Origin of the sequence: Halobaculum sp. XH14, assembly GCF_032116555.1 — an archaeon.
Lineage (GTDB): Archaea > Halobacteriota > Halobacteria > Halobacteriales > Haloferacaceae > Halorarum > Halorarum halobium.
This window is the reverse complement of record NZ_CP134949.1, coordinates 1,424,650-1,451,275: the sequence shown is the minus strand read 5'-3', so window position 1 is coordinate 1,451,275 and position 26,626 is coordinate 1,424,650. Positions and strand designations below refer to the sequence as shown.

27 protein-coding genes and 3 tRNA genes are annotated in these 26,626 nt (G+C 70.0%); 10 read left to right on the top strand and 20 right to left on the bottom strand.

The genetic code is table 11. From position 1 onward, the window contains the following. Positions 1–5 precede the first annotated feature (5 nt). From RJT50_RS07370 to RJT50_RS07350, 5 genes are all read right to left on the bottom strand, one after another. Positions 6–410, bottom strand: coding sequence for a 30S ribosomal protein S11 (locus tag RJT50_RS07370; protein WP_313695481.1), 405 nt, complete (start codon positions 408–410; stop codon positions 6–8). After that, positions 411–935 carry a 30S ribosomal protein S4 gene (locus RJT50_RS07365; protein WP_313695478.1) on the bottom strand — a complete coding sequence of 175 codons (525 nt, stop codon included), beginning with the start codon at positions 933–935 and terminating at the stop codon, positions 411–413. Beyond that, positions 935–1,477, bottom strand: a complete 543-nt coding sequence (locus RJT50_RS07360; protein ID WP_313695477.1) for a 30S ribosomal protein S13 — start codon at positions 1,475–1,477, stop codon at positions 935–937. Before RJT50_RS07360 ends, RJT50_RS07365 begins: the two co-directional genes overlap by 1 nt. Before the next feature lie 20 nt (positions 1,478–1,497). Next, positions 1,498–1,581 (bottom strand) — tRNA-Ser (locus tag RJT50_RS07355). A 200-nt stretch (positions 1,582–1,781) separates the two neighbouring features. Then, positions 1,782–3,977, bottom strand: coding sequence for a thioredoxin domain-containing protein (locus RJT50_RS07350; protein ID WP_313695476.1), 2,196 nt, complete (start codon positions 3,975–3,977; stop codon positions 1,782–1,784). A 148-nt stretch (positions 3,978–4,125) separates the two neighbouring features. On the opposite strand from RJT50_RS07350, the gene purD reads away from it, so the two are divergent. Further along, on the top strand, positions 4,126–5,418 hold the full coding sequence (purD, locus tag RJT50_RS07345; protein ID WP_313695474.1) for a phosphoribosylamine--glycine ligase: 1,293 nt from the start codon (positions 4,126–4,128) through the stop codon (positions 5,416–5,418). Positions 5,419–5,486: 68 nt separating this feature from the next. Further along, positions 5,487–6,098 (top strand): acyltransferase, encoded by a 612-nt coding sequence (locus RJT50_RS07340; protein WP_425499723.1) that lies wholly within the window; start codon positions 5,487–5,489, stop codon positions 6,096–6,098. Positions 6,099–6,152: 54 nt separating this feature from the next. Here RJT50_RS07340 and RJT50_RS07335 read toward each other — a convergent pair whose 3' ends face one another. The 3 genes from RJT50_RS07335 to RJT50_RS07325 form a co-directional block, all read right to left on the bottom strand. Next, a complete protein-coding gene (locus RJT50_RS07335) occupies positions 6,153–6,971 on the bottom strand; it encodes a mechanosensitive ion channel family protein (RefSeq protein ID WP_313695471.1) in 819 nt (272 codons plus the stop codon). Positions 6,972–6,974: 3 nt separating this feature from the next. Then, positions 6,975–7,784: a diadenylate cyclase DacZ gene (dacZ, locus tag RJT50_RS07330; RefSeq protein WP_313695468.1), complete on the bottom strand. Its 810-nt coding sequence runs from the start codon at positions 7,782–7,784 to the stop codon at positions 6,975–6,977. A gap of 695 nt (positions 7,785–8,479) precedes the next feature. Beyond that, positions 8,480–8,564 (bottom strand) — tRNA-Leu (locus RJT50_RS07325). Positions 8,565–8,647: 83 nt separating this feature from the next. On the opposite strand from RJT50_RS07325, the gene RJT50_RS07320 reads away from it, so the two are divergent. Then, the gene (locus RJT50_RS07320; protein WP_313695466.1) at positions 8,648–8,956 is read left to right on the top strand and encodes a transcription initiation factor IIB family protein; all 309 of its coding nucleotides are present in this window, start codon (positions 8,648–8,650) and stop codon (positions 8,954–8,956) included. A gap of 43 nt (positions 8,957–8,999) precedes the next feature. Here RJT50_RS07320 and RJT50_RS07315 read toward each other — a convergent pair whose 3' ends face one another. The 6 genes from RJT50_RS07315 to RJT50_RS07290 form a co-directional block, all read right to left on the bottom strand. After that, positions 9,000–9,248, bottom strand: coding sequence for a hypothetical protein (locus tag RJT50_RS07315; RefSeq protein ID WP_313695465.1), 249 nt, complete (start codon positions 9,246–9,248; stop codon positions 9,000–9,002). Further along, positions 9,226–9,720 (bottom strand): phosphopantetheine adenylyltransferase, encoded by a 495-nt coding sequence (locus RJT50_RS07310; protein ID WP_313695462.1) that lies wholly within the window; start codon positions 9,718–9,720, stop codon positions 9,226–9,228. Before RJT50_RS07310 ends, RJT50_RS07315 begins: the two co-directional genes overlap by 23 nt. Before the next feature lie 36 nt (positions 9,721–9,756). Beyond that, complete coding sequence (locus tag RJT50_RS07305; RefSeq protein WP_313695460.1) at positions 9,757–10,398, bottom strand: winged helix-turn-helix domain-containing protein; 642 nt, start codon at positions 10,396–10,398, stop codon at positions 9,757–9,759. Positions 10,399–10,452: 54 nt separating this feature from the next. Further along, positions 10,453–11,601 (bottom strand): glutamate--cysteine ligase, encoded by a 1,149-nt coding sequence (locus tag RJT50_RS07300; RefSeq protein ID WP_313695458.1) that lies wholly within the window; start codon positions 11,599–11,601, stop codon positions 10,453–10,455. A gap of 268 nt (positions 11,602–11,869) precedes the next feature. Then, on the bottom strand, positions 11,870–12,502 hold the full coding sequence (locus tag RJT50_RS07295; RefSeq protein ID WP_313695457.1) for a fibrillarin-like rRNA/tRNA 2'-O-methyltransferase: 633 nt from the start codon (positions 12,500–12,502) through the stop codon (positions 11,870–11,872). After that, positions 12,495–13,361 carry an NOP5/NOP56 family protein gene (locus RJT50_RS07290; RefSeq protein WP_313695454.1) on the bottom strand — a complete coding sequence of 289 codons (867 nt, stop codon included), beginning with the start codon at positions 13,359–13,361 and terminating at the stop codon, positions 12,495–12,497. The genes RJT50_RS07295 and RJT50_RS07290 overlap by 8 nt, the downstream gene beginning before the upstream one ends. Positions 13,362–13,457: 96 nt before the next feature. Between RJT50_RS07290 and RJT50_RS07285 the strand changes: the two genes are divergently transcribed. Continuing rightward, positions 13,458–14,642, top strand: a complete 1,185-nt coding sequence (locus RJT50_RS07285) for a pyridoxal-phosphate-dependent aminotransferase family protein (protein ID WP_425499713.1) — start codon at positions 13,458–13,460, stop codon at positions 14,640–14,642. A 39-nt stretch (positions 14,643–14,681) separates the two neighbouring features. Here the strand turns inward: RJT50_RS07285 and RJT50_RS07280 are convergent, their stop codons facing one another. Next, positions 14,682–15,941, bottom strand: a complete 1,260-nt coding sequence (locus RJT50_RS07280) for an MFS transporter (RefSeq protein WP_313695449.1) — start codon at positions 15,939–15,941, stop codon at positions 14,682–14,684. Between the two features lie 146 nt (positions 15,942–16,087). Here RJT50_RS07280 and RJT50_RS07275 point away from each other — a divergent pair, with 146 nt between their 5' ends. The 4 genes from RJT50_RS07275 to RJT50_RS07260 all read left to right on the top strand — a co-directional run bounded on the left by RJT50_RS07275 (position 16,088) and on the right by RJT50_RS07260 (position 17,869). After that, on the top strand, positions 16,088–16,531 hold the full coding sequence (locus tag RJT50_RS07275; protein WP_313695944.1) for an acyl-CoA thioesterase: 444 nt from the start codon (positions 16,088–16,090) through the stop codon (positions 16,529–16,531). 84 nt (positions 16,532–16,615) lie between these two features. After that, entirely contained in the window at positions 16,616–16,912 is a 297-nt protein-coding gene (locus RJT50_RS07270; RefSeq protein WP_313695447.1) for a hypothetical protein, read from the top strand. 86 nt (positions 16,913–16,998) lie between these two features. Beyond that, positions 16,999–17,379 (top strand): hypothetical protein, encoded by a 381-nt coding sequence (locus RJT50_RS07265; RefSeq protein WP_313695446.1) that lies wholly within the window; start codon positions 16,999–17,001, stop codon positions 17,377–17,379. A 157-nt stretch (positions 17,380–17,536) separates the two neighbouring features. Then, entirely contained in the window at positions 17,537–17,869 is a 333-nt protein-coding gene (locus RJT50_RS07260; protein WP_313695444.1) for a DMT family transporter, read from the top strand. Between the two features lie 48 nt (positions 17,870–17,917). Here RJT50_RS07260 and RJT50_RS07255 read toward each other — a convergent pair whose 3' ends face one another. Both RJT50_RS07255 and RJT50_RS07250 read right to left on the bottom strand, forming a co-directional pair. Beyond that, positions 17,918–18,070 (bottom strand): hypothetical protein, encoded by a 153-nt coding sequence (locus RJT50_RS07255; RefSeq protein ID WP_313695442.1) that lies wholly within the window; start codon positions 18,068–18,070, stop codon positions 17,918–17,920. Positions 18,071–18,378: 308 nt separating this feature from the next. Further along, positions 18,379–18,452 (bottom strand) — tRNA-Lys (locus RJT50_RS07250). A 114-nt stretch (positions 18,453–18,566) separates the two neighbouring features. On the opposite strand from RJT50_RS07250, the gene RJT50_RS07245 reads away from it, so the two are divergent. Then, entirely contained in the window at positions 18,567–20,039 is a 1,473-nt protein-coding gene (locus tag RJT50_RS07245; protein WP_313695441.1) for a DHH family phosphoesterase, read from the top strand. Positions 20,040–20,123: 84 nt separating this feature from the next. Here the strand turns inward: RJT50_RS07245 and RJT50_RS07240 are convergent, their stop codons facing one another. The 3 genes from RJT50_RS07240 to RJT50_RS07230 form a co-directional block, all read right to left on the bottom strand. After that, positions 20,124–20,417 carry a PRC-barrel domain-containing protein gene (locus RJT50_RS07240; protein WP_313695440.1) on the bottom strand — a complete coding sequence of 98 codons (294 nt, stop codon included), beginning with the start codon at positions 20,415–20,417 and terminating at the stop codon, positions 20,124–20,126. A gap of 85 nt (positions 20,418–20,502) precedes the next feature. Beyond that, positions 20,503–22,716 (bottom strand): LUD domain-containing protein, encoded by a 2,214-nt coding sequence (locus RJT50_RS07235; protein WP_313695438.1) that lies wholly within the window; start codon positions 22,714–22,716, stop codon positions 20,503–20,505. Then, positions 22,713–23,264: an LUD domain-containing protein gene (locus RJT50_RS07230; RefSeq protein ID WP_313695437.1), complete on the bottom strand. Its 552-nt coding sequence runs from the start codon at positions 23,262–23,264 to the stop codon at positions 22,713–22,715. The genes RJT50_RS07235 and RJT50_RS07230 overlap by 4 nt, the downstream gene beginning before the upstream one ends. A gap of 147 nt (positions 23,265–23,411) precedes the next feature. Between RJT50_RS07230 and RJT50_RS07225 the strand changes: the two genes are divergently transcribed. Next, complete coding sequence (locus tag RJT50_RS07225; RefSeq protein ID WP_313695435.1) at positions 23,412–26,543, top strand: FAD-binding and (Fe-S)-binding domain-containing protein; 3,132 nt, start codon at positions 23,412–23,414, stop codon at positions 26,541–26,543. Positions 26,544–26,626: the final 83 nt, after the last annotated feature.

Here is a 26,626-nt window from a genome sequence, read left to right as displayed (position 1 = left end):
GTGGATTACAGCCGGTTCTTCTTCGGTGCCCGCGTGCCGTCGTGCGGGATGGGAGTCACGTCCTCGATGCGACCGATCTCGAGTCCGGCCCGCGCGAGCGCACGGATCGTCGCCTGCGAGCCGGGGCCGGGGGACTTCTGTGCGTTCCCGCCGGGACCGCGCACGCGGACGTGCACGCCCTCGATGCCCTGGGCGAGCAGGTCCTCGGCGACGCCCTCCGCCATCTGCATCGCGGCGTAGGGCGACGCCTCGTCGCGGTTCTGCTTCACGACCGCGCCGCCGGAGGACTTCACGAGCGTTTCGGCGCCCGTGACGTCCGTGACGGTGATGAGCGTGTTGTTGAACGATGCGAAGACGTTGGCGATGGCCCACTTGCCCTCGCCCTCTGGCGTGTTCTCGGATTCGCTCATTTACTGACCCTCCGCGCGTTCCGGGTGGAGTTCGTCCGCGAGCGGACTCGTCTCGTCGAAGGAGACGAGGTCCGCCTCGTCGCTCGGGACCTGGTAGGACGGCCGCGTGACGCGGGCGTCGCCGACGACCACGTGGCCGTGGACGATGAACTGTCGCGCCTGGTCGGGCGTGTTGCCGACGCCCTTGCGGTAGGCGACCGTCTGGAGGCGGCGTTCGAGCACGTCGGTGACCTCGAGCGAGAGCACCTCGGTGATGTCGTCGTTGTCGCCGAGGATGCCGTAGCGGCGGAGGCTATCGACGAAGTCGGCGCCCGCCTCGCCGGCGGCCTCGACGTCACCCTGGGCCTCGCCGATGAGGCGTCGCGCCTCGCGGCGGTAGTCGCGCAGTTCCGACTGCGCGCGCCAGAGCTCCTCCTTGTTCTTCAGGCCGTAGCGCCCGACCAGGTCCGACTCCTGGGCGATGCGCTCGCCCTGGTACGGGTGGTTGGGCGTCTCGTATCGCTTGGTGGAGTTTCCGGTCGTCATCAGATCTCCTCACCCTCCTCCTCGGCGGCTGCGGCCTCCTCGGCCGCCTCCTCGCGGATCTCCTCGACGTTGACGCCGATGGTGCCCTCGGTCCGGCCCGTGGACTTGGTCCGCTGTCCGCGGACCTTCTGCCCGCGCTTGTGGCGAGTCCCCTTGTAGGAGTCGATCATTTTCATGCGGTTGATGTCGTGACGTCGCTTCTCCTGGAGGTCAGAGCCCGTCTTGTGGGCGGTCTCGCCGGTGAAGAAGTCCTTCTGCCGGTTGACCATCCACGCCGGGATGTGGTCCTCGAGGTGCTCGACGACGTCGACGACGGCGTCGATGGCCTCCTCGTCGAGGCGGCCGAACGTGGCCGTTCGGTCCACGTCCGCCGACTCGGCGACCAGTCGCGCCGTCCGCTGGCCGATACCCTTCATGTCCGTGAGGCTGCGCTCGACGGTCTTCGTCCCGTCCAGGTCGGTCTGCCCGATCCGGACGAAGTACTGGAGGTCGTCGTCGTCCTCCTCGCCGTCTGGCGCGTCCTCTGGTTCTTCTGCACTCATGTCTTTTGGTGGCTAGACAGCGTTGCGGCGGGGATTCGAACCCCGGAGGCTTGCGCCACTGAGTTAGCAACCCAGCGCCTTGGGCCAGGCTTGGCTACCGCAACACCTGCGTTCAGTATCACCGCCCGCCGCGTCCGTGCGTCGGACTCGGGACCCGATCGCCCCTGCAGTGTCTCCGTTTGCACGGACACGGGAGCCGTACTTAAACATCACGAAGTGACCGCCCTGCGCGGGTGTGAGCGGGCCGCACACGGCGAGTCGGCCGGCCCGGCCGAAACGTCCCCGAGATGGCTCATCCGGCCGCTCACGCTTCCCGGTCGTCAGCCCAGGCCAGCGCCTCCGCGAGGTCGTGGTTCGGCGGCGAACAGGTGAAGTTCTCACAGACGTACGCCGTCGGTTCGCCGTCGCGAGCGCCCCGATCCGCCCAGATCGGTGGCGCGTCGTCCAGGTCCAGCGCGTCGAGCCACTCGGCCAGCCCGTCCTCGTCGGCGGGCCGTGGCGCGACGACCGCCCCCGGGAGATACCGGTCCGAGAGCGTCTCTCGCCACCCGTCGGGGAGGTCGATCCGGTCCGACGACCCGGCGGATTCGGCCGAGCCAGCAGTCCCGACCGACCCGGCCGCCAGCGTCACCTCGATCGGCCCGCGCGCACGCTTGGCTGCCGCCATCGCCAGGGTCGTGTGTTCGAGCGGGCTCGCGCGGACCCGATCCTCGTAGGTCGCCAGCACGTCGGTCGCGGCCACCTCGAACCCCTCGTCGGGCGCGAACTGGTGCAGGTCCAGCAGGAGCGACGTCGCCACGCCGAGGCTCGAGGGGGTGGACTGGTCCTTCGGCTCCTGTGGCCGTGCGACGAGTTCCTCGCCGTCCGCCGGCGTCGCGTAGACGGTGCCCGCCTCGGCGTCGTAGAACGCGTCCACGACGACCCGCGCCAGGTCCAGCGCGAACGAGAGGTGGGTCACGTCGCCGGTCACCTGGTAGGTGTCGAACGCGCCGCGCGCGAGGAAGGCGTAGTCCTCCAGGTAGCCGACCCCCTTGACCTCGCCGTCCATCACCCGGCGCGAGAGGTGCTCGCCGTCCCAGAGGTGCTCGCGGACGGACGAGAGCGCCCGCTCGGCCCGCTCGCCGAGTTCCGGGCCGAGCACCCTGCCGCCCCGGGCGAACGCCGAGATCATCAGCCCGTTCCAGCCGGCGAGCACCTTCTCGTCGCGCGGCGGTCGTTCCCGCCCGTCGCGCGCGGCGAACAGTTCGAGCCGACCGTCGACGAGCCGCCGACGGACGTCCGAGACGTCGAGCTCGTGCCGCTCCGCCAGCGCCTCGACGTCGGCAGCGATCGTCACGACGGTGCGGCCGCCCTCGAAGTTCCCGCCCTCGGTCACCCCGTATCGCTCGCACAGCAGGTCCGCCGTCAGTTCGTCGCCGACCGCCTCCCGGACGCCCTCGGGCGTCCAGACGTAGTAGGCCCCCTCGCCTTCGCCGGAGTCCGCGTCGAGCGTCGCGTAGAAGCTGCCGTCCGGATGGGAGAGTTCGCGGTCGACGAACCCGAGCGTCTCCTGGGCGACGACGCCGTACCGCGACCGACCCGTCAACTGGTGGGCGTCGAGGTACGTCCGCGCGAGTTCCGCGTTGTCGTACAGCATCTTCTCGAAGTGGGGGACCACCCACTCGCGGTCGGTGCAGTAGCGGTGAAAGCCGCCGCCGACGTGGTCGTAGAGGCCGCCGTTCGCCATCGCCTCCAGCGCGCCCAGCGCGACGTCGAGCGGCTCCTGTCGACCGGAACGCGCGTAGGCCCGCATCAGCAGGTCGACCCGCTCGGGCTGGGGGAACTTCGGCCCGCCGTGGCCGAAGCCGCCGTGTTCGGGGTCCGCGCTCCTGATCGCCGCCGTCGTCGCGTCGTCGAGGAGCGTCCGGTCGTCACCGTCGTCGGAGTCGGAATCGAAGCCGGAATCGTCGGCGGCTCCGGCCCCCGTTTCGGACTCCTCGAGTTCGTCACGCACCGCGGTCGTCCACTGGTCAGCCCGGTCCTCGATGTCCGAGCGCTGTTTCGGGTCGGCCCAGGAGTCGGCCATGTTCCGGCAGATTTCGAGGAAGCCGGGCATCCCCTGCCGCCCGTCGCGCGGGAAGTACGTCCCGACGTAGAACGGCTCCCCCTCGGGCGTGAGCCAGGCGGAGAGCGGCCAGCCCCCGCGGCCGCTGACCAGTTGACAGACCGTCTGGTAGACGCGGTCGAGGTCGGGGCGCTCCTCGCGGTCGACCTTCACCGGGACGAACGACTCGTTCAGCACCGCCGCGACCGCGTCGTCCTCGAACGACTCCTCCTCCATGACGTGACACCAGTGGCACGCCGAGTAGCCGACCGAGAGGAAGATGGGCACGTCCCGCTCGCGGGCGGCAGCGAGCGCGTCGTCGTCCCAGGGCTGCCAGTTGACGGGGTTGTCGGCGTGCTGGCGCAGGTACGGGCTGGCCTCCTCGTCCAGCCGGTTTCGCGCCGTGGGGTCGCTCATGGATCATGGTCGCGCGCCCGCCGGAAAAGATGGGCGGTCGGGCGGGCTTCGGGGCGAACCCGGGGTACGGAAACGGTGACCACGTTCGTGAACATTCTTGCGCCGTGAGAGAGCAAGACTTACACTCGTATGCCTACCGAATGCACCCATGACAGAGACGGTGCTGCTCGTCGGCGGCGGCGGACGGGAACACGCCATCGCCCGTGCGCTGGCCGACGACTGTGACCTGTACGCCTGCGCGAGCAACCGGAACCCCGGCATCGCCGCCCTCGCCGACGGGTTCGAAGCCGTCGGGGAGCGCGAGGCCGGCGAAATCGTCGACTACGCGGCGGACGTCGGCGCGGATCTCGCCGTCGTCGGCCCGGAGTCCGCGCTCGAAGCGGGCGTCGCGGACGCCCTCGACGACGCTGGCGTCTACACGTTCGGCCCGCGGGCCGCCCAAGCACGCCTGGAGACGGACAAGGCGTTCCAGCGGCGGTTCATGCGCGAGGAGTCGATCCCGGGCTGTCCGGCGTTCGAGACGTTCGAGGACGCCGAGTCGGCGGCGAAGTACGTCGAGTCGGTCGACGACGACGTGGCCGTGAAACCGACGGGGCTCACCGGCGGGAAGGGCGTCCGCGTCACCGGCGACCAGGTGGCCCACGCCGAGGCCGCCGCGTACGTCCGCGAGGCCGACCACGACGAGTGGGTGGTCGAGGAGCGCCTCGTCGGCGAGGAGTTCACCGTCCAGGCGTTCGTAGCCGACGGCGAGGTCCGCGTCACGCCCGCCATCCAGGACCACAAGCGCGCCTACGAGGGCGACGAGGGGCCCAACACCGGCGGGATGGGGAGCTACTCGGACACGACCCCCACGCTGCCGTTCATGACCGGGGACGACTACGAGGACGCGGTCGCGGTGCTGGAGGCGGTCGTCGACGCCCTCCCGGAGTACAAGGGGGTCCTCTACGGCCAGTTCATGCTCGGTGCCGAGGGACCGAAGGTGGTCGAGTTCAACGCGCGCTTCGGCGACCCGGAGGCGATGAACACGCTGCCCGCCCTGGAGACGCCGTTCCTCGACGTGCTGACCGCGGCACGCGACGGCGACTCGCTCCCCGAACTGTCGTTCTCCGGGGACGCGACGGTCTGCAAGTACGCCGTGCCGGCGGGCTACCCAACGGACCCCGAGGCGGGCGCGCGAATCGAGGTCGACGAGGACGCCGCCGGCGAGGCGATCCTCTTCTACGCCAGCGTCGACGAGCGCGAGGACGGCCTGTACACGACGACCTCCCGGTCGTTCGCGGTCGTCGGCCTGGGGGACTCGATCGCCGCCGCCGAGGGGCGGGCCGAGTCGGCGCTGGCCGCGGCCGGCGAGGGGTTCCACGTCCGGCACGACGTCGGGACCGAATCGCTCGTCCGACGACGGGTCGACCACATGGCCGAGCTTCGCGGCGAGGACGACTGAGGGGCCGCCGCTGTTCGAACCCCGGCCCACACGGTTTGATTAGCCGGGGAGTCCGAGAGGGGAACGTGATCGAGGACGACCAGGGCGACGACGATCGGGACGCCGACGCCTCGGCCGACAGCGCCACGGCAGACCAGGACCCGGCCGACGACGTACCGACCGACCACGTCCCGGCCGGCTCCGGCGGACCCGCCCGCTACGACCGGCTCGAACGGCACCCGACCCCGGGCGGCCGGAACTCGCTCCGGTTCTGGACCGACGCGAAGTCGCCGGTACGGGTCGCTCTCAACTACCTCGTCGTCTGGCTGATCCGGATCTCGCCGAGCCTTCGCGCGAAGAACTGGCTGCTCCGTCGGCTCGGCGCGGACGTCGGCGAGGGGGTCTCGTGGGGGCTGGAGGCGACCCCGGACGTGTTCTGGCCCGAACGGATCAGCCTGGGCGAGGACGCCATCGTCGGCTACGACTCGGTGCTGTTGTGTCACGAGTTCCTGCAGGACGAGTACCGGGTGGGCGACGTCGTCGTCGGCGACCGCGCGATGCTGGGCGCGAACGTGACGGTCCTCCCGGGCGTCCACGTCGGCGACGACGCGCAGGTGGCCGCGAACTCGCTCGTCGCGGACGACGTCCCGGACGGCGAGACGGTCGCGGGCGTTCCGGCCGAGCCCGTCCGACGGGAGTGACCCGATGAGCGCATCGGGCCGCGCCGGCCGAACGCGAGCCGCGAACGCGGCCCCTCAAGAGCGGATTCGAACGATGCCGTCGGTCATCGCCCGGCGGTTCGGCACGACGTACTCCTCGTCGTCGGTCTCGACGTGCGTGACGAAGATGTCGACCTCCTGGACGATGCCCTCCGTCTCCCCGATCCGGACGCGGTCGCCGATGCCGTACGGCTGGTTGAGCAGGAGGAAGATGCCGGCCGCACCGGAGGCGAGCAGGTCGCGGAACGCGAGCGAGCAGAACAGGACGACCGCCAGCGCGTAGGCCCCGAGCAGCACGACGAGCGCGCCGGTGGCGACGTTGATCTGGCTGAGCGCGACGAGCGCCGCGATGTAGAAGACGCTGTACTTCGCGGCGAGCGGGAGCACGCTCACCTGCGGGAGCTTCACCCCGCGGAGTCGCTCCTCGACGAGCAACTGGACCTTGTCGCCGACGACGATGCCGACGATGAGCACGAGGATGGCGATGAACACCTTCGGGAGGAAGACGGCGACGCGGTTCCAGAACTCCGAGATGAAGCTCACGTCCGCGACGGTCAGCGCGACGAGCATCGAGAGGATGAAGATGAAGTAGCCGGACAGCTTCGCGATGATGGAGACGGTCGAGGTCCCGAACTCGCGTGCTGTCCGCTCGAACGCGGTCCCCTCGATCGTCCCCGGAACGCCGGCGCTCTCGAGGATCCGACGGTTCACGGCGATGACGGCGTAGCTGAGCAGCGCGCCGAACAGCAGGACGCCCACGGCGAGCCACACCCTCGCGGGAACCGACCGGACGGCTCGATCGAGGGGGCTGGGCGTCGCCTGAACGAGCGCGAGTGTGGGGTCGAGGACCGACATGGGTCAGTACTCCTCCGGATCGAGTTCGAGGATGATCGTCCCGCCCTTGAACGCGCGGACGAGGCCGTCGGACTCCGAGAGCACGATGGCGATGGCGTTCGTGTCGCGGGTGATCGCCCCGGCGGCCATGTGGCGTGCCCCGAGCCCCTTCGGGATGTCGACGCCCTCTGCGGCCGGTTCGAGGTAGCGGTAGGCCGAGACGATCTTGCCCGAGTCGCTGATGACGAACGCGCCGTCGAGTCGGGAGAACTCCTTCAACATCACGTTCACGATGGGGTCGCCGACGTGGACGTGGGACTTCTCGAACGGGTTGTACGAGAGCGGACGGGACTTGTTCATCACCTTCCCCGCGTCGCCGACGACGAACAGCGCGCCGACGGGCTTGCCCTTCTGGCCCTTCTTCCCGAGTTCGATGGCGACGTCGAACACGTCGCGGACGACGTTCGGGTCCGCCCGCGAGTTGGCGAACAGGTCGAAGATGCCCGAGTGCATCGACTCGTCGACCGGCGTCCGAACGACCCCGTCGATGGCGTCGTCGAACACCCCGACCGCGCAGGCGACCGTGTCGCCGTCCTCGAGGAAGTCGCGCTCCATCGCCCCCTCGATCCCGAACCGGATCCTGTCCTTGACGTTGTCGAACGTCAGCGGCAGTTCGACGTACCGCTCGGCCTCCACGTCGTTGTCCGCGGCGACGACGACCGGGTCCCCCTCGGCCTCGACGAACTCGGTGTACTGCGAGCCGGACGGGGAGAAGAGGACGACCCCGTCGACGTCCCCGACGAGGTCGGACAGGAGGTCGGTCGGACGGGACATTTCCTATACGGTGCCGGGGCTGTGCCAAAGTCCTTGCGAACCCGTCATGCGCCCGGCTTGCGGTGTTCGGGACCGCGAGACGACGTTCGAATCGGAGCGACGACGGGGGGCAGTCCGGCGGTTCACCGTGACCGTCTGCGGTGGCGGTTGGCTGGGCGGTGTGCGGTGGCGCGCGGCGGCCGCCCCCCGTGGGCGGCCGAACCGCGCGAGGGATGAGTGGAGGGCGGCGAGCGAAGCGAGCCAACCGAGCGAATCGGCTGTTCACGCGAGCGAAGCGAGGGTGAGTTCCGAGGAGCGTGCTCCGAGGTAAGGGAGGCATGTGGCCGTGCCGTACGGTCGCGGTCGGGTGGGACTGAAAGGGGCCGCTTCCGTCGGGGAAGCTCTCGTGAGCGAGAAGCGAACGAGAATTCGGAAGTCGAGCGAAGCGAGTCTTCCGTAAGCGCGGACCGACAAGCACCACAGCGCGAACGAGCGAAGCGAGTGAGCGCGAGGAGCACAGCGGCCGCACCGAGCCGACAGAAGTGGGGGATTTTGCGGTCGTCATTAGGTGTTCCCTCTCAGTCGCAACTTCATCCCCCAAGCACGGAAACCGGATTCGAACCACCCCGAGACCTGCTCGCTCCACCGTGCGCGCCTCGTCTCCTTCGAATTCGGTCCTGCTCGTTCACGCCGCTCGCTCCGCTCGCGACGGTCACTGCGCGGGACCGGATTCGAACCGGCGGACCCCTATGGGACAGCGTCCTAAGCGCTGCGCCGTTGGCCTGGCTTGGCTACCCGCGCGCATCGAATACTACCGGAAATCGTCGTAAGTAGCTGTCGGAGGACGCCGAGCCCTTAAGTAGCGGAACGACGACAGTCCCACCGTGTACCGCGCGAGCGACGAGGTGGAAAACGAGGAGTGGCTCCGCGACCTCCGGCGGGCCGCCGAGTCGCTGGAGCTCTCGAGCGAGGCGCGGTCGAACGCGACGGACCTGTTCCTCTCCCACGTCCCCGAGGCCGAGCGGTCCAAGCCCGCGATGGCCGCGGCGGCGCTGTACGCCGGCGCGCTCATCGCCGGCGACGAGCGGTCACAGACTCGCGTGGCCGAGTCGATGGACGTGACGCGGCTGTCGGTCCAGCAGCGCTGGAAGGAGATCCTCAGGGATGCGGGGTTCTCCCCGCCGACGTGGTGACCCGGCCCAACGCGCTCCCGTTCCGCGAGGGAAGCGAAGACGATCAGTCGCTGACGAGCCACCAGGCGAGGATCGCGAGGCCGACGACTGCCGAAAGCTGACCGAGCAGCAGCAGCGCGCCGCCGACGTACGCGAGGAGGCTGTCGGGATCCGTTCCAGTCGAACGGATCAGCGCGTAGCCGGCCAGTGCGAGTCCCGCGCCGCCCGAGAGGAGGAGCACCGGTGCCGACCGCCGGGAGAGCCACCCGGTTGCACCGCTGAACGGCACGTCAGTCCGGGCGGGCGGTGCCACGGCCCTCACGCTCGGGCGTGAGGTTCCCGTGCTGGTCGATCTCGCCCTTGACGATGCGGGTCGAGGAGATCCGGTCGCCGTCCTCGGCCGGGACGTGTTCGACGACTTCGATGCGGAGCGGGTCGTGACCGGCCTCCCGGCGGAGTTGGTTGATCCGCTCGCCCCCCTCGCGGGTCTCGGGCGAGACGATGAGCGCGTCGAACTCCGGTTCGGTCGCGATGCCGGTCGGTTCGGTGAGCGGCCTGACGGAGAACTCGCGGCCGTGTTCGGCAGCCAGCGGCGCGAGTTCGGCCTCCAGATCGCGCTTTCGCTCGTCGAACGGGCGGACCCAGCGGTCCTCGTGGCGCGTCCTCGGCGCGAGTTCGTCGGAGGTGAGCCCGACCGTCACGTCGCCGAGTTCGAACGCGCGCTCGAACAGCACGCGATGGCCGTCGTGGATGGGGTCGAATGTCCCGCCCAGCGCGACGTTCATGGAACTCCGTTTGCCCGCCGGACCATAAATGGGGCGCTACGAGTCGTCGGCGGGCGGTTCGTCCCCGTGGGTCCCGGAACGCTCGCCCCGGTCCTCCCGGTCGCCGCGACGCTCCGGACCGCCGCCGTCGCCCCGGCCACCCGGTTCGTTCCGGGCGTCGCCGTCGGCGGTCTCGACCGAGATGGTGACCGGCGTCGTCTCGTCGGAGGCGTCCCGGCCCAGGTGACGGTCGAGGTTGAACACGGTGTTGAGCTCCGTCTGGACCTGTTCGACGACGCCCTCGACCAGCGTCGACGGCGCGATGGCCTCGTACTCGTAGGGGTTGTTGCCGGCCCCCGTCGCCTCCCGCTTTCGTCGCGTCACGGTCTCGTCCTCGTGAAGCTCCGCGAGCGCCTCCCGGACGGTGCTCGGGTAGAGTCCGGTCCCGTCGGCGACCTCCTGGCTGGTCGAGTCCGGGTTCTCGCGGAGGAACACGTAGATCCGCGCTCGAGTCTCGGTGTCCAGTAGCCACGACAGCAGGTCGATGGCGCGCTCGTCGAAGCTCTCCGCGACGTCGCCCGCGCTCTCGCCGATCCGCTCGGTCGCCTCCCGCAACTGCTCCCGTGCGCCCTCCGCGCCGACGCTCACCCGTCCGTCGTCGTCCTCGCCCGCGTCCTCCGGGCCGTCCTCGGAAGCCATGGTTCTGTAGGCGCTCGGAACTCCGTCGGAAAAAACCCGTCGGCGCGGCGAGGACTAAACCAGAAGCGACTCACGGAGCGCGTCGAAGCCGCCCTCCTCGTGGATCCGACGCTGTCGTTCGGCCCCGGATTCCCGCTCGTACAGGGTCGACAGCGACTCGACGCCCAGTCGTTCCTCCAGCCCGTCGACGACGGTGGCGAGATCGACGACCGAGTCGCCGTCGCGGTCGATGAACGACGCTCCGTGCCCGTACCGCATCGCCCGCCACTTGTTCTCGTCGAGGAGTTCGCGTCGGAGCCCGTCCGACGACGACCCGACGGCGCCGTCGGCGGCGGCGCGACCGCCGGCTCCGCCGACGGTCGACCCGTCGTCGCTCGGCGTCGCCTCGTCCTCGTACCGTGCCGCGAGATCCAGCACGAGCGCGTGGACGACCTCGACGAACGGCGACACGACCGCCGGGTCGGACTGCCCGTCGGGGGCACGGACCTCCACGGTCCCGTGGTCGGTGTGCGGGCGGACGTCGTACCAGAGTTCGCCGCGGTCGTCGATCGACCCGTGGGCCATCATCCGCCGCTCGAACCGGTCGAACGCCTCGAAGTCCGCAAAGCGCGTGGGCATCCCAGTGTTCGGGAGCCCCTCGAATATCTTGGCACGGGCGGAAGCGAGCCCGGTGTCGAACCCGTTCCAGAACGGCGAGTTGGCCGACAGCGCGAGCAACGGTGGGAGATGCCAGCGGAGTTCGTTGGCGATCCACACCGCCTTGTCGGCGTCGTCGACGCCGACGTGGACGTGGAGTCCGGCGGTCGTGTTTCGGTGCTGTGGATACTGGATCCGGTCGAGCTGGGCCCGATAGCGTGGCTTCTCCGCGTGATCGAGTTCGCGCCACTTCGCCGCCGGGTGGAGGCCCGCACCGGCGATCCGATAGCCGTGACGCTCGGCGTGTTCGACGAGCGCTTCCCGGACCGCGACGACGTTCGGTTCCACGTCACCGGGGTTCTCGATGAGCGGCGTCTGCGTCTCGATCGTACACTTGAACAGTTCGTGGTCGATGCGGTCCGCGAGGAGGTCCGACTCGGGCGGGTCGCCGTAGACGAGGTCGTCGGTGCCCGAGACGGGCCGCCCCGTGTCGTCGACGATGTAGAACTCCTCCTCGACGCCGAGAGTCCCGAGCCGGGTGAACGCCTCCCGCGAACCTCGCTCCATCGAACCGGGGTTGGGCACGGGGTGGTATATATCCCGGGATAGCGGCTCACGTCGTGCGCTTTCCGCGCACGAGCGCCGACGGTTCGGCGTGTCACAGCGTACCGCCGGTTCACGGGCGAAGCTTCAAATACGAATCCGGGGCCAGCACGCACGGACGCCGGTGGTTCGGCGTGGCTGGCCGAACCCGTAGTCCGCGTAGCCGGGAGGCCGAGCAGAGAAACCGGGACGTGCTGGTCACGGACGTGGCACCGACGCCGCCGGGCAACTGCTACCGTGGCCGCGCCACGATGCCGAGGTGGTCCGCGTGGAAGCGATCGAGCCGCGACTCCCCCAGGATCTCGTAGGCCTCCGAGAGCTCCGTCCGCACGTCGGCGAACACGGACTCGGGCGAGGCGGCGACGTCCTCAGAGCGCGCCTTGACGGCGAGCACGAGCCTCCCGTCCCCGGACAGGAACCGGGCGTTCCTGGTCGCCACGGTCGCCTGTCCGCGGGTCGCCACGTCCTGGACCAGCACGTCGACGTCCGACTCGACGACGTGGGCGTACGACTCCGGGCGCCGGGCGTCCTTCAGCAGGGGGAGCAGGTTCGAGCGCGACTCCGCCGCCGCCAGCAGGTCCCGCACGGGCCGGGGCGCGAACTCGACGGCGTAGGTCGGCCCGGCGACGTCGGCGACGTGGCTCACGGTGGTTCCGTTCGCCGCGCCGAGATACAGCACCGAGTCGCCGCCGGAGAGCCCCGTCTCCATCCCCAGTTCGAGCATCGCACCCAGCTTCGACCGGGAGGCGTCCCAGACTCGCCAGTCGCCGTCGGTCGGTTCGCCATACACCGGCTCACCCCGCGTACAGAGTCGGTCGCGGCCGTCGAACTCGCGGCGCGTCACTCCCTCGGGCAGATTATCCATCGGTCGCCTCCTCACTCCCGTCGACGCCACCCTCACCACGCGCACGGATGGTCCGCATCCGCTCGTCGAGGTCGGCTTCGAGGTCCGGGCGCAGGTCGCCCGAGTAGTGGTCGATTCTCGCCGCGATGGTCAGCTTCCCGGCGAGCGCGCGGGCGGCCGACCCGCGGTCCTCGGCCCGCGTTCCCCGGACGTAGTCGTGGGTGTAGATGACGCCGTGTTTCGGCGACGGCGCGTGGCCACGGAGGTGTGCGAACAGCGCGTCCTCCGCGCCGAGCACCTGGAGCGTCCCGGACGGCTTCTTGGCGAGCGGTTCGAGTCCGCCCGCGAGCGAGATCAGCCGCGCGGCGAGCACCGGACCGGCGAGCGCCGAGAGGTTCGGCGCTGCCACCGGCCCACGGGACTCGATGAACGCTTCGAGGTCGCGTGCTTCCTCGGTCAGTTCGACGATCCGGGTGGCGAGCGAGCCGACCCGCTCCTCGGTCGGCCCGTCGGGCTCGCGGCCGGCGACCTCGCGGGCGTACTCGACGCCCGAGCCGGACTCGTCGTAGACGCTGCCGGCCCACTCCGCGAGCCGCTCCGACAGTTCGTTCGCGGTCCGGTCCGCGTCGTCCATCGCGCGGACGGCGTGCAGGAGCTGTCTGTCGTCTGCCCGCTCGCGCTCGGCGACGGCCGCTCGCGCCGCTTCCGTCGTCGCCTCCTTGAGTCGGCGGTAGTAGTCCTCGCGGTCGCTCGCGGCGCCCGCCTCCACGGCCAGTTCCGGCCAGTCGGCGGGCGCACTCGCGCTGCCGGTGCGGACGCGATCGACCGGGTCGTCGCCGGCGAACCACCCGGCGTCCGCGTCGGTGTCCCCGTCGGTCATACCGTCGTCTTCCGAGGGGGCGCGGGTAAGCGTTCCCCGTTGGACGCGGCCGCACCGTCCGGAAGCGCGGCGCTTTTGCCCCGGCCCGTGGTGGCCATGAGCATGGACCGACCCGACGTCGGCGAACTCACGCCGTCCGATCGAACCCTGATGGGCCCCGGCCCGAGCGACGTTCACCCGCGCGTGCTCCGCGCGATGGCGACCCCGCTCGTCGGACACCTCGACCCGTCGTTCATCGACGTGATGGACGAGACCCAGGAACTGCTCCGCTACACGTTCCGGACGGACAACCGGTGGACGATTCCCGTCTCGGGGACGGGGTCGGCGTCGATGGAGGCCGCCATCGGCAACCTCGTCGAGCCGGGCGAGACGATGCTCGTCCCGACGAACGGCTACTTCGGCGGCCGGATGGCCGAGATGGCCCGCCGCGCCGGCGGCGAGGTCGCCGAGGTCGACGCGCCGTGGGGCGAACCGCTCGACCCGGCCGACGTGCAGGACGCCTTCGACGAACACCAGCCCGACGTGTTCGGCTTCGTCCACGCCGAGACGTCGACCGGCGCGCTGCAGCCGAGCGTCCCCGAACTCACCTCCATCGCGCACGACCACGACGCGTACGTCGTCGCCGACTGCGTCACGTCGCTGGGCGGCGTGGAGCTACGGGTGGACGACTGGAACGTCGACGTCGCCTACTCGGGCCCCCAGAAGTGTCTCTCGTGCCCGCCTGGCGCGTCGCCGCTCACCCTGAACGACCGCGCGATGGACAAGGTGTTGAGCCGGGAGGAGCCGGCCCGCTCGTGGTATCTCGACCTCTCGCTGCTGGAGGGGTACTGGGGCGACGAGCGCGCGTACCACCACACGGCACCGATCACCAACGTCTACGCGCTCCGGGAGGCACTCCGTCTCGTCGCCGAGGAGGGCATCGAGGAGCGGTGGGGCCGTCACCGCCGCGTCGCCGGCGCGCTGAAGGCCGGCGTGGAGGCGATGGGGCTGGAGATGAACGCCGCCGACGAGTTCTGGCTCCCGAGTCTCAACGCCGTCCGCGTCCCGGCCGGCGTCGACGACGGCGCGGTCATCGACGACCTGCTCTCGGAGTACGACCTCGAGATCGCCGGCGGGCTCGGCGACCTCTCGGGGGACGTCTTCCGCATCGGCTGCATGGGCCACTCCGCCCGCCCGGGGAACGTCTCGTTCCTCGCGAGCGCGCTCGGCGAGACGCTCCGCGACCACGGTGCGAACGTGGACGTGGGCGCGGGAACCGAGACCGTCGCGGCCGAACTGTAAGCGACGTCGAACCCGCCGGACGGCCGGGATTTTCCCTCCCTACCACTCCCGGAGGGCACCCGCGCCGTGGGCACGCCAGAGGATGCCGAGGAACGTCAGCGCCCCGAGCACCGCGAACGCGCCGCCGACGTAGAACACCGAGTCCATCCCGATCTCGGCCATCAGCCACCCGCCCGCGACCGGCGCGAGCACCGACCCGGGCCGCCACACGAGTTCGCGGATGCCGAAGCTCGACGCGACGCCCTCCCCGTCGCTCCCCTCGTCCGCGAACAGCGCCATGCTGGCCGGCTCCCGGAAGCTGTCGGCGATGCCCAGCCCGCAGTTGAGCGCGACGAGCGGGAGGAAGGCGGCCGAGACCGCGCCGACGATGGGGTAGCTCTCGGGGAGACCGACCGTGGCGCCGATCATCGGCGTGAACGGGACGAGCAGCGCGACGACCCCGTACGTGCCGCCGCCCGCGAAGACGAACAGCGACCGACCGGACCGATCGGAGAGCCGGCCGGTGAACGGCTGGAGCAGCATGTTGGTGAACTTCTCGGAGACGGTGATGACCGAGACCGCGAAGGCCGGGTAGCCGAGCCCGCCCTGCGCGAGCGCGTAGCCCGCGAACACCGGCACCCAGTTCCGGACGAGCGTGACCGCGACCGAGTACTGCGCGCGGAAGGACGTGAGCGTGAGGATCCGCCGGTTGACCGCGAGGTCCGAGAACGGGAACCCGTGAATGCGCGTGTCGTCCGAAGACAGGAGCAGCGCCGTCGCCCCGAACGTGACGACGTACAGGGCGGTGATGAGCAGGAACACCTCCCGGCCGCCCGCGAAGTAGTCGTAGAGGAAGCCGGCCGAGAGGCCGCCGACGATGGACGCGGCGAACGAGGCGGCGTTCGCCTTCCCGATGTGGTTCGCACGGGTGCCCTTCGTGGCGAGCTCGCCGACCAGCGCGAGCGTCATCAGCCCCATCCCGGTGAAGACGACGCCCTGGAACGCGCGGACGGCCATCAGCTGCCGTCCGGTGGTGACGAACCCGAACGCGGCGTACGTGAGCACGCCGAGCGCGAGCGTCCCGAGCAGGACGAGCCGCTTGTCGTACCGGTCGCCCGCCCACGCGAGCGGGACAACCATGAGCGTCTGGGCGAGGGTGAACGCGGTGTACAGCAGGCCGAGTCCGACCCCGCCCAGCCCGAGTTCCGGGGCCAGTTTCGGGATGAGGATGACGAGCGTGATTGACCCGAACCCGCCGGCGAACCGGGAGAGATACAGCGTCCAGAACTGAAGCGCTGACGGGTCGGCGTCGCGGGACACGGTCGCGCTCGGAGTACCGCCGTCAAAGGTCCGTCGAAACCGCACGAGTGAGGCGGCAAGGGTGGCCGGAACCAGGTCCGAACTCGGCGGTGCGGACGCGGGAGACGATGGCTCGATTTCAAGCGGACGCGCCCGAAAGGGCGAGCATGGTCACCCTGCTCGACACGCGCATCGAGAACCGCGAGCGCGTCCAGCCGGACGACACCAACAACTACGGCACCGCCCACGGCGGCAACGTCGCACGATGGATGGACGAGACGGGCGCGATGTCGGCGATGCGGCTCGCCGGCGAGTCGTGTGTCACCGCCAGCATCGACCGCCTCGACTTCGAGCGTCCGGTCCCGCAGGGCGACACCTGCGTCATCGACTCGTACGCCTACGCGACGGGCAGGACGAGCGTCCGGGTCCGACTTCGCGCCTTCCGCGAGAACCCCAGAACGGGCGAGCGCGAGCAGACGACCGCGTCGTACTTCGTGTTCGTCGCCGTCGACGAAACCCTCGAACCGACGCCGGTTCCGGACCTCTCGGTCGACTCGGCGGAGGGGCGACGACTCCGGGAGGAGGCGCTCGGGGACGCGCCGGAACGCTGAGCGGCGAGTCCGGCGCGGCCCGGTTGCTGAAACGCCGCTTTCAGTCAACTGTGGATATTTGCCGTTTCGCGTCTAGTTGCTCGTATGAGCCAGGCGACGACGATCAGGCTGACGGACCGACGCCAGTCGGTGTACGACGCCCTCCAGGAGGCGACGGGCGAGCGCTCCCGATCCCAGGCGATCGACGTCGCCGCGGAGTACTACTGTTTCATGGCCGGCGACAACCGCCTGCAGCCGGCGGGCGGGCGGGTCGCGCGGCTCATCCGGCGGGCCCGCGAGGAGGGGAGCCTGACCGCCGAACAGATCGCCGAGATCATGGACTGTGAGGAGCTGCCGGTCACCTACGACGTCTCCGTCGCGTGCGGGCGCGATGACGACTGAGACTGCGTGAAGAATCGGGACTGCGTGAAGACGCCCCTGTCACTGCCGACGACAGCCTTATTCGCGTTCCCGCGGAGAACAGCCCGATGAGTTCCACCACGCCCCCACACGTGCTCCCCGAGGAGGTGGTCTACACGACGGAGCACGACGGTCGGCCACTGGTCGTCTGTGGCCCGCCGACCGCGCTCGGGCGCGAGACGTCGCCCCTCGACGAGTCAGTCGTCGGGGGCGACGCCGCGACGACGTTCTACCGCGGGTTCACCAGGACGTCGCTGGAGGGTGACGCCGCCTCGTGGCGAGTCGAGGAGGGGCCGGACCTGGAGTGGGGCGTGCGTGACGGATGGGTCGGGTTCACGACCGAGCAGTCCTGTTTCGGCGGTCCCGCTTCGGCGGAGGCGGTCGTGCCCGAACTGGTTCTCGTCGCCGAGTTGCTGGCGTTGATGGAGCGGGACCCGTTCGTGAACTGAGACCGGTCGGGGTCGAACCGCCGGAACGGGCCGGTCTGGGCCGAACCGCAGGGACGGACCCGAGTAGTGAGTCCGACGACGGCCACGGTCCGGCGGCCAGCCATCCTGCCGACGGGCTCTCGAAACGCCTATCAGACGCCTGTGAGGACCGGGGTGTATGAACCCGTACGTGTTGCTCGGCGTGGCGATCCTCTCGGAACTGCTGGGAACGACCTCGCTCAAACTCTCGGAGGGCTTCTCGCGCCCGCTGCCCAGCCTGGGCGTCGTCGCCGGCTACGCCGCCGCCTTCTACCTAGTCTCGCTCACGCTGGAAGACCTTCCCATCGGCGTGGTCTACGGCACCTGGGCGGCGCTCGGCATCGTCGGCGTCGCGGCCATCGGCGTCGTCGTGTTCGACGAGACGCTCGACCCCGCAGGCGTCGTCGGCGTCGGACTGATCGTCGCCGGCGTCTACTGTCTCAACGTCGTCTCCGGGATGTCGGCACACTGAACCGCGGGTCGTTCGATCCGGCGCCGCGTCGACGCGAAGTCGCCGGACTCACTCCGCTCGCATCCCCCAGTCGGAGATGCCGAGAACGACGTCGCAGTTCGGACACGTCCACACTTTCGGCGTGCTCGGGGGGTGGGTCGCGCCCTCGATGCGCTCCGCCCAGTCGGTGATGGACTGATCGCAGTGGGGACAGATAGCCATGTGTACGCATACCACTCGACTGTACTTGTAGATTGGCCAGGCCGGGAGGGAGTACTTCGGAGGAAGCGGTGGTCAACTGGTGCTTTTGGGGAGTACCCCTACGCGGGGTCGTGCTGGAACCTGGCCCCGGTTCCGCCTACCGTTGACGGCGGCGCCGCTCGTCGGTCGTCGTCCGCGTCCGAGAGAAAACGGGCCGGGGATTTGAACCACGCCCGGACGTGCTCGCTTCGCTGCGCGCGCCCGGTCTAGTTCGAATCCCTCCCTCTCCGTTCCACTCGAGGGTTCGCTCCGCTCACCGTCTCGTTCCACGGGCCGGGAGGGATTTGAACCCCCGACCGACGGATTAAGAGTCCGTCGCTCTCCCTAACTGAGCTACCGGCCCTCGGCGAGTCTACGTTCCGCCGTGCGTGTAAAATGCCTTCCGCTTCCCACCCGCCGCGCGGGCGTGAACGAACATCACCGCTTAAGGCCCGTCACCCCCGACGGCGAGTCACCAATGAGTGCTGGGGTGACGATTTCCTCGATGTCTACCTACGCGATCCTGGGGTGTGGGAGCGTCGGGCACGCCGTCGCGGACGAACTCACCGAGGAGGGCAAGGACGTGCTCATCCTCGACAAGGACGAGGCCCGCGTGGAGGCCCTGCGCGACCAGGACCTCAACGCGCAGGTCCAGGACATCGCCGAGGACGACGTCGCCGGGGTCGTCGCCGACCGCGACGTCATCCTCATCCTCTCCTCGGACGTGGACGCGAACAAGGAGGCGGTGCGGGCCATCCGGGACCACGACGGCGAGCAGTACGTCGTCGTGCGCGCCTCCGACCCGGTGAGCCAGGACGAACTCACGGAACTGGGCGCGGACGTGGTGATCACCCCCTCGACGGTCATCGCCGACTCGGCGCTCCGCTCGCTCGAATCGGGCGAACTGGAGTACAAGGCGCGCCAGCTCGCCGACATCATTTCGAGCGCTGACGGCCGCCTCGCCATCCTCGCACACGACAACCCGGACCCCGACTCCATCGCCTCCGCGGTCGCGCTCGGGGCCATCGCGGACGAGTACGGCGTCGAGGCCGACATCCTCTACGACGGCGAGATCGGCCACCAGGAGAACCGTGCGTTCGTCAACACGCTCGGCATCGACCTGCTGGCACGCGAAGACGCCCCCCCGCTCTCGGAGTACGGGGCCCTCGCGATCGTCGACTACTCCGAGGCCGACGAACTCGACGTCGACTCCGACGTCGACATCTACATCGACCACGAGGTGCCCGAGGAGCCGATCGAGGCGCAGTTCACCGACATCCGCAAGAACGTCTCGGCCACCTCGACCATCCTCACGAAGTACATCCAGGAGTTCGACCTCTCGCCGAGCGAGACGGTCGCCACCGCGCTGCTGTACGGCATCCGCGCCGAGACGGTCGACTTCAAGCGGGACACGACGCCCGCGGACCTCACCGCCGCGGCGTACCTCCACCCGTTCGCCGACCACGACATGCTGGAGGAGGTCGAGTCCCCGTCGATGTCGCCAGAGACGCTGGACGTCCTCGCCGAGGCCATCCAGAACCGGGAGGTCCAGGGGAGCCACCTCGTCTCGAACGCGGGGTTCATCCGCGACCGCGAGGCGCTCGCGCAGGCCGCCCAGCAACTCCTCGACCTCGAGGGTATCACGACCTCCGCCGTGTTCGGCATCGCGGACGACACCATCTACCTCGCGGCGCGCTCGAAGGACATCCGCATCAACATCGGCACCGTGCTGCAGGACGGCTTCTCGGACATCGGCGAGGCCGCCGGCCACTCGACGCAGGGGAACGCGGAGATCCCGCTCGGGCTGTTCACCGGCATCGAGGCGAGCGAGTCGAACCGCGACACGCTCCTCCAGCTCTCCGAGGAGGCGGTCCGCAGGAAGCTGTTCGACGCGATGGGCGTCGAGAGCTCGGGGTCGAGTTCGGGCGGCGACGCCACCAACGGCTCCTGACCCGGCCGGGAAACCGCCTCGGACGTCGCCGCTCGGAGGTTGGTAGCGAGAAAATCGGAGTGGCGGTTCGGCCGTCGATCGGGCTCAGGCGACCGCTTCCTCGTGTTCGTCGTCCTTGAGGCGCTCGACGACGTCGTTGACGAGGATGACGTCGCCGACGGCGCGTACCCACCGATACGGCACCATCACGCCCTTCCCGGGTTCGATGCGGCCCGAGAACAGTTCCCCGTTCAGTTCGGTGAGCGCCAGCCCGGTCACTGCTTGCCCGTCGAGGTCGAGGCGGACGTCCTCGACCTCGCCGACGAAGACCCCGTTGTTGGAGTACACCTCGCGTCCCACGAGCGTCGTGATCTCCTGTGGGGAGCCGTCTGCGTCCATACAGCCGCGAACGGAACGCCGGGTCTTAAAAGCGTCCCCACGGGCGGACGCCCGTCAGACGCCCGTCAACGCGCGGACGACTTACTCACCGTGCGGACGAGTCGGGCGCGAGCAGTTCGATCGGATGCGTCGCCGGCCGCGACAGCAGCGCCTCCAGTTGGTCGACACACGAGGTCCCCGACGCGAGCACGCGCCGCTCGTCCTCCCCGAACTGCTGCTGGAGTGGCTCGCCGACGTCCATCGACAGCTCGTAGTACTCGGACTTGTAGCCGAAGCTCCCGGCCATCCCGCAACACTCCGTGTCCGACGTGGTGACGTCGTAGCCGAGCCGCTCCAGCACCGCGACGGTGTGTTCGTCCAGCCCCAGGGTGCGCTGCTGGCAGTGGGCGTGATAGTCCACCGGCTCGTCGTCGCCGGCCGAGAGGCGCCCTTCGTCGGCGCCGTTCTCCAGCAGGCCGAACACGTACTCCAGCACCTCGTAGCTCGACCCCGAAACGCGCTCGAAGTCCCCGGCCGGGAGCAGTTTCTCGTACTCCCGCCGGAACGCCGCGAGGTCGCTCGGCTCGACGACGACCACGTCGCGTCCGGCGTCGAGTTCCGGCTCCAGTGCGTCGCGGCACCGCTCGGCCTGCCGGCGGGCCGTGTCGACCATCCCCTGCGAGAGCGGCGCTCGCCCGCTGCCGACCGCCGTCCGGCGGGGAACGACGACGCGTACCTCGAGCGCCTCCAGCACCCGGACCGCAGCCTTCCCCCGCTCGACGGCGACGTGGTTCGTGTAGACGTCCGGGTACAGCACCGCCTCCCGGGTGGCGTCCTCCGGGGCGACGCAGCTCCCGCGCGACTCGAACCAGTCCACCAGCGTCCGGCGCTGGAACGCCGGTAACTCGCGTTCGGCGGCGACGCCCACGAAGCGATCCATCGCCCACCGTGCCGGCCTGCTGCCGGCGATCCAGTTCGAGAGCGGCGCGGTGCGGCTCCCCCACTTCGCCAGGGTCTCGAAGTTGCCGAACAGGCGTTTGGCCGGGGCGAGCCCACCGGGCTCCTCGTCGGGCGTCAGCCCCTCGACGAGGAAGTCGAACGACCCGTCGCCGTCCGCGTGGTTCACCCGATCCCGGACGGCCGTGTTGATCCACGGGATGTCGATCTTCACCGGACAGGCCGGCACGCAGCGCGAACAGCCGGTACAGAGGTCGTTGAACTCGGCCGCGCTGTCGAGCCCCTCGACCCCGGCCTCCCAGCCGGTGGCGATGCCGCCCGTGTACGTCTCGCCGCCGAACGCGTGGCCGCCGACCGACTGGAAGTTCCCGCAGGAGTTGGCACAGGCGCCACACCGGATGCAGTACAGCGTCTCGCGCAGGTCCTCGTCCTCGCGCATCGCCGTCCGGCCGTTGTCGACGAGGACGAGGTGGAACTCCCGCCGGGCTGGGTCCTCGCCCATCGGTCGGTCCGGCCGGTCGAACGCCACCGGCGGCGACGCGATCGGCGGCGTGAACAGCGAGAAGTAGGAGGTGACGTCCTGGCCGGTCGCGGACTTGCCGATGAGTTCGAGGAACGGTGCGAGGTCCTCGACCGACGGGATCACCTTCTCGACGCCGGCGACGGCGACGTGCGTGTCGGGGACGACGGCGGTCTTGCGGGCGTTCCCCTCGCTCGTCACGAGCGCGATGGTGCCCGAGTCGGCCGTCACGAAGTTCGCGCCGGTGATGCCGACGTCGGCCGCCTCGATGTCCTGCAGCAGCATGTCGCGGGCGAAGTTCGTCAGCTCCTTGGGCGTCGAGAGCGGCGGGTCGGGATCGAAGTGCGCGTTGAACAGCTCCGCGATGGACTCGCTGGACTTGTGCAGCGCCGGGCCGACGATGTGTGAGGGCGCCTCGTCCGCGATCTGGAGCACCCACTCGCCGAGGTCGGTTTCGGTGACGTCGACGCCCGCCCCCTCGAGGTGCTCGTTCAGCTCCAGTTCCTCGGTCGTCATCGACTTGCTCTTGACGACCCGGTCGCCGCGTTCGGTGACGACGTCGCGCACGTACTCGTTCGCGTCCGCGGCGTCGTCGGCGACGTACAGCGTCCCGCCGTTCGACTCGACCGCCTCCCGCAGTTCCTCGATCAGTTCGGGCAGGCGTTCGATGGCGTCCTCCTTGATCGCGCGCGCCTCGTCCTTCAGCGCCTCGTAGGCCGGGAGGTCGTCGGTCGACTCGTAGCGGCCGCGGTTGAAGCCGCGGGTGTTCTCGGCGACCGCGTCGCCCTCGGTCTCCAGGAGCCTGTGGAGCTTCTCGGCTTTCCCCTCCCGCGCTTCGCTCATCGGTCGGCCTCCCCGCCGGCTTCGTCCCCGTCTCCGGCGGTCTCGCCCGCATCCGCGTCCTCTCCCACCAGGACCACGTCCACGGCCTCGGGGCCGTGCGCGCCCAGGACGAGTTCGCCCATGTCGGCGGTCGCGCTCGGGCCGGTGGCGAGGATCGCGCTCGCTCCCTCGCGCAGTCTCGGCCCGAGCGTCCCGAGCGCATCGGCGATGCTCGGGACGACGTCGTCGGTCCGGAGGATGGCGACGTGTCGCTCGGGGAACAGCGAGGCCGGTTCGCTCCCGGCCGCGTCGTCCTCGAGGACGAGCGTCCCGTAGTCCGCGATGGCGACGCTCGCGACGGTGACGCCCGTGTTCGCGGCCGACAGCTCGGTCGGCGTGGGGTTCGTCTCGATTCCCGCCGGCAGGTCGTAGCCGGCGGCGACGCCGACGGCGGGCGGGTCGATAAGCGAGGCCACCGTCGAGCGGACGTCCTCCGGCGCGGTTTCGTGGACGGTCGCGTGGTGGTGCTCGGCGTTCCTTCGGAACGAGTCGAGCGTCTCCGTACTCATACCAGCGTCTTCGGCCGACGGCGCTTGTGTGTTGCGTTAACGCGTGTCATCTGCCGCCTTCCGTAGGCGCTCCCGCTCGTCCGCGCACGGCCACCCAGCGTCGCCGCGTTCACCGGGCTTATGCGACTCGGACCCACACCACCGACAATGAGTTCCGACGCACCGACTCCCTCCGGCGATCCGGCGCTGGAGGGGGCGGACTACGACTTCACCTCCGAGGAGGTCGCCCGACCGGACCTGGTTGCCGCCCTGGAGACGCGCGTCGAGGGCGACGTCCGCTTCGACACCTACTCCAGACAGCTGTACGCGACGGACGCGTCGGCCTACGAGGTGACGCCGATCGGCGTCGTGCTCCCCCGCTCGACCGGGGACGTCGCCGCGGTGATGGGCTACTGCGCGGACGAGGGGATTCCGGTGTTGCCGCGCGGGGGCGGCACCTCGCTCGCGGGCCAGACGGTGAACGAGGCGGTCGTGCTGGATTTCACCAGATACATGGACGGCATCCTCGGGACGGACGCGGACGCCCGTCGCGCGCGGGTCCAGGCGGGGTGCATCCTCGGCGATCTGAACGAGGCGCTCGCGCCCGACGGCCTGAAGTTCGCGCCGGACCCCGCCTGGCGCGACAAGTCGGCGATGGGCGGCGCGGTCGGCAACAACTCCACCGGGTCACACTCGCTGAAGTACGGGAAGACGGACGCGTACGTCGAGGAATGCGAGGTGGTGCTCGCCGACGGGAGCGTCGAGACGTTCGGCGACGTCGCGGTCGAGACGATGCGCGAGGCGGGCGACCCGGACGGGAGCGTCCGCGAACGGATCTACGCCGAGGTCGTCCGGATCCTCGAGGAGGACGCCGACGCCGTCGAGGAGCGGTTCCCGGACATGAAGCGGAACGTGTCGGGGTACAACCTGGACGTGCTCGTCGAGGAGGCGAACGGCGAGCGGGGTGAGGCGGACGTGGTCAACCTCGGCCGGCTCATGGCCGGCAGCGAGGGGACGCTCGCGGTCGTCACCGAGGTCGAGGTGTCGCTCGTCCCCGTGCCCGAGACGAAGGCGGTCGCGCTGCTCACCTACTCGTCGCTCGCGGACGCGATGGAGGACGTCGGCCCCATCCTCGAACACGACCCGGCCGCGGTCGAGGTGATGGACGACGTGTTCCTCGGACTCGCCCGCGAGACGGCGGAGTTCGGCCCGGTCGTGGATCTGCTCCCGGAGGGGACCGACTCCGTGCTGCTCGTCGAGTTCTACGCCGGGGACGACGCGGAGGGGCGCGGGAAGGTCGCGGATCTGGTCGCCGACCGCGTTCCGGGAACGGAGACGGATGCGGATCCGACCGAGGGACGGGTCGAGGCCGACGCGCCGGTCCGCGCCGAGGCCGCCCTCGAAGCCCACGACGCCGACCGGCGGGCGACGTTCTGGAAGATGCGCAAGGCCGGCATGCCGATCCTCCTCAGCCGCACCTCCGACGCCAAGCACATCTCGTACATCGAGGACTGTGCGGTGCCGCCCGAGCACCTCGCGGAGTACGTCGCCGGCTTCGAGGAGATCCTCGCGGACAACGACACGTTCGCCGCCTTCTACGCCCACGCGGGGCCGGGCGTGCTCCACGTCAGGCCGCTGGTCAACACGAAGGACGTGGACGACCGCGAGACGATGTACGACATCGCGGACCGCGCGACGGATCTGGTCGTCGAGTTCGGCGGGTCGGTGTCGGGCGAGCACGGCGACGGCCGGGCGCGAACCCAGTGGAACCGGAAGCTGTACGGCGACGAGCTCTGGGAGACGTTCCGGTCGCTCAAGACCGCGTTCGACCCGGACTGGTTGTTGAACCCCGGGAACGTCTGTGGCGACGCCGACCTGACGGAGAACCTCCGGTTCGACTCGGCCTACGACTTCGACGCGGGCTTCGAACCCGAACTGAACTGGCGGAACGAGAACGGCTTCGCGGGCATGGCCGAACTCTGTCACGGCTGTGGCGGCTGTCGCGGCAAGCAGTCCACGACCGGGGGCGTGATGTGCCCGACGTTCCGCGCCGCGAACGAGGAAATCCAGTCCACGCGCGGGCGAGCGAACCTGCTCCGTCAGTCGTTCTCGGGCGACCTGCCGGGCGACCCGTTCACCGACGAGTTCCGCGAGGAGGTGCTTGACCTCTGTGTCGGCTGCAAGGGCTGTAAGGTGAACTGCCCGAGCGGGGTCGACCTGGCGAAGCTGAAGGCCGAGGTCGTCCACGAGCACCACGAGCGCGAGGGGGCGAGCCTCCGCGAGCGCCTGTTCGCCGAGGTGAACACCCTGAGCAAACTCGGCTCGGCGCTCGCGCCGGTCTCGAACTGGGCGAGCGACCTCCCCGGCGCGGACGTGGTGACCGAACACGCGCTGGGCATCGCCCGCGAGCGCGACCTCCCGACGTTCCACCGCGAGACGCTGCGCGACTGGTTCGCGTCGCGCGGCGGGCCGGCCATCCCCGAGGCCGACGCGGACCGGGTCGCCGTCCTGCTGCCCGACACGTACACGAACTACAACCACCCGGACGCGGGCAAGGCCGCCGTCCGAGCGTTGGAGGCCGCGGGCGTTCGCGTCGAACTCGCGGACGTCGAGGACACCGGTCGACCCGCGCACTCGCTCGGCTTCCTCGACCGCGCCCGCGAGCACCTGGACGAGGCGGTCGCCGACCTCGCGCCGCGGATCAGGGAGGGGCGCGACGTGGTCGTCGTGGAGCCCTCGGAGGCGGTGATGCTCCAGTCGGACATGCTGGACTTCAGGGGCGAGGTGGTCGAGGACCCGGACCCGACCGGCGACGAGGTCGTCGCCCCCGACGAGGACGCGGCGCTCGTCGCGAACAACACGTACGGCGTGATGGAGTACGTCGACGCGTTCCGGCTCGACGAGGCGATGGCGTTCGGACGGGACGGCGACGACGGCGGCGACGAGCGCGGGCGAGGCGGTGGCGCGGCCGACGAGTCGCTCACCTACCACGGCCACTGCCACCAGAAGGCGACCAAGAAGGACCACCACGCGGTGGGCGTGCTCCGGCGGGCCGGCTACGACGTCGACCCGCTGGACTCGACCTGCTGTGGCATGGCCGGCAGCTTCGGCTACGAGGCCGAACACTACTCGATGAGCAAGGCCGTCGCGGGCATCCTCTACGACCAGGTCGAGGGGAGCCGCGGCGACACCGTCGTCGCGCCCGGCGCGTCGTGTCGCTCCCAGCTAGAAGATCGGGACGGTGCCGAGGAGCCGCCACACCCGGTCGAGAAGCTCGCCGACGCGCTCGCTGACGAGTAGGGTCTAGCGCGTTTCGACGTCCATCCGTCCGGGTCGCTGCCGGCGCGGGTCCTCGGAACAGTTCGGGGTTGAGAGGAGGAAGC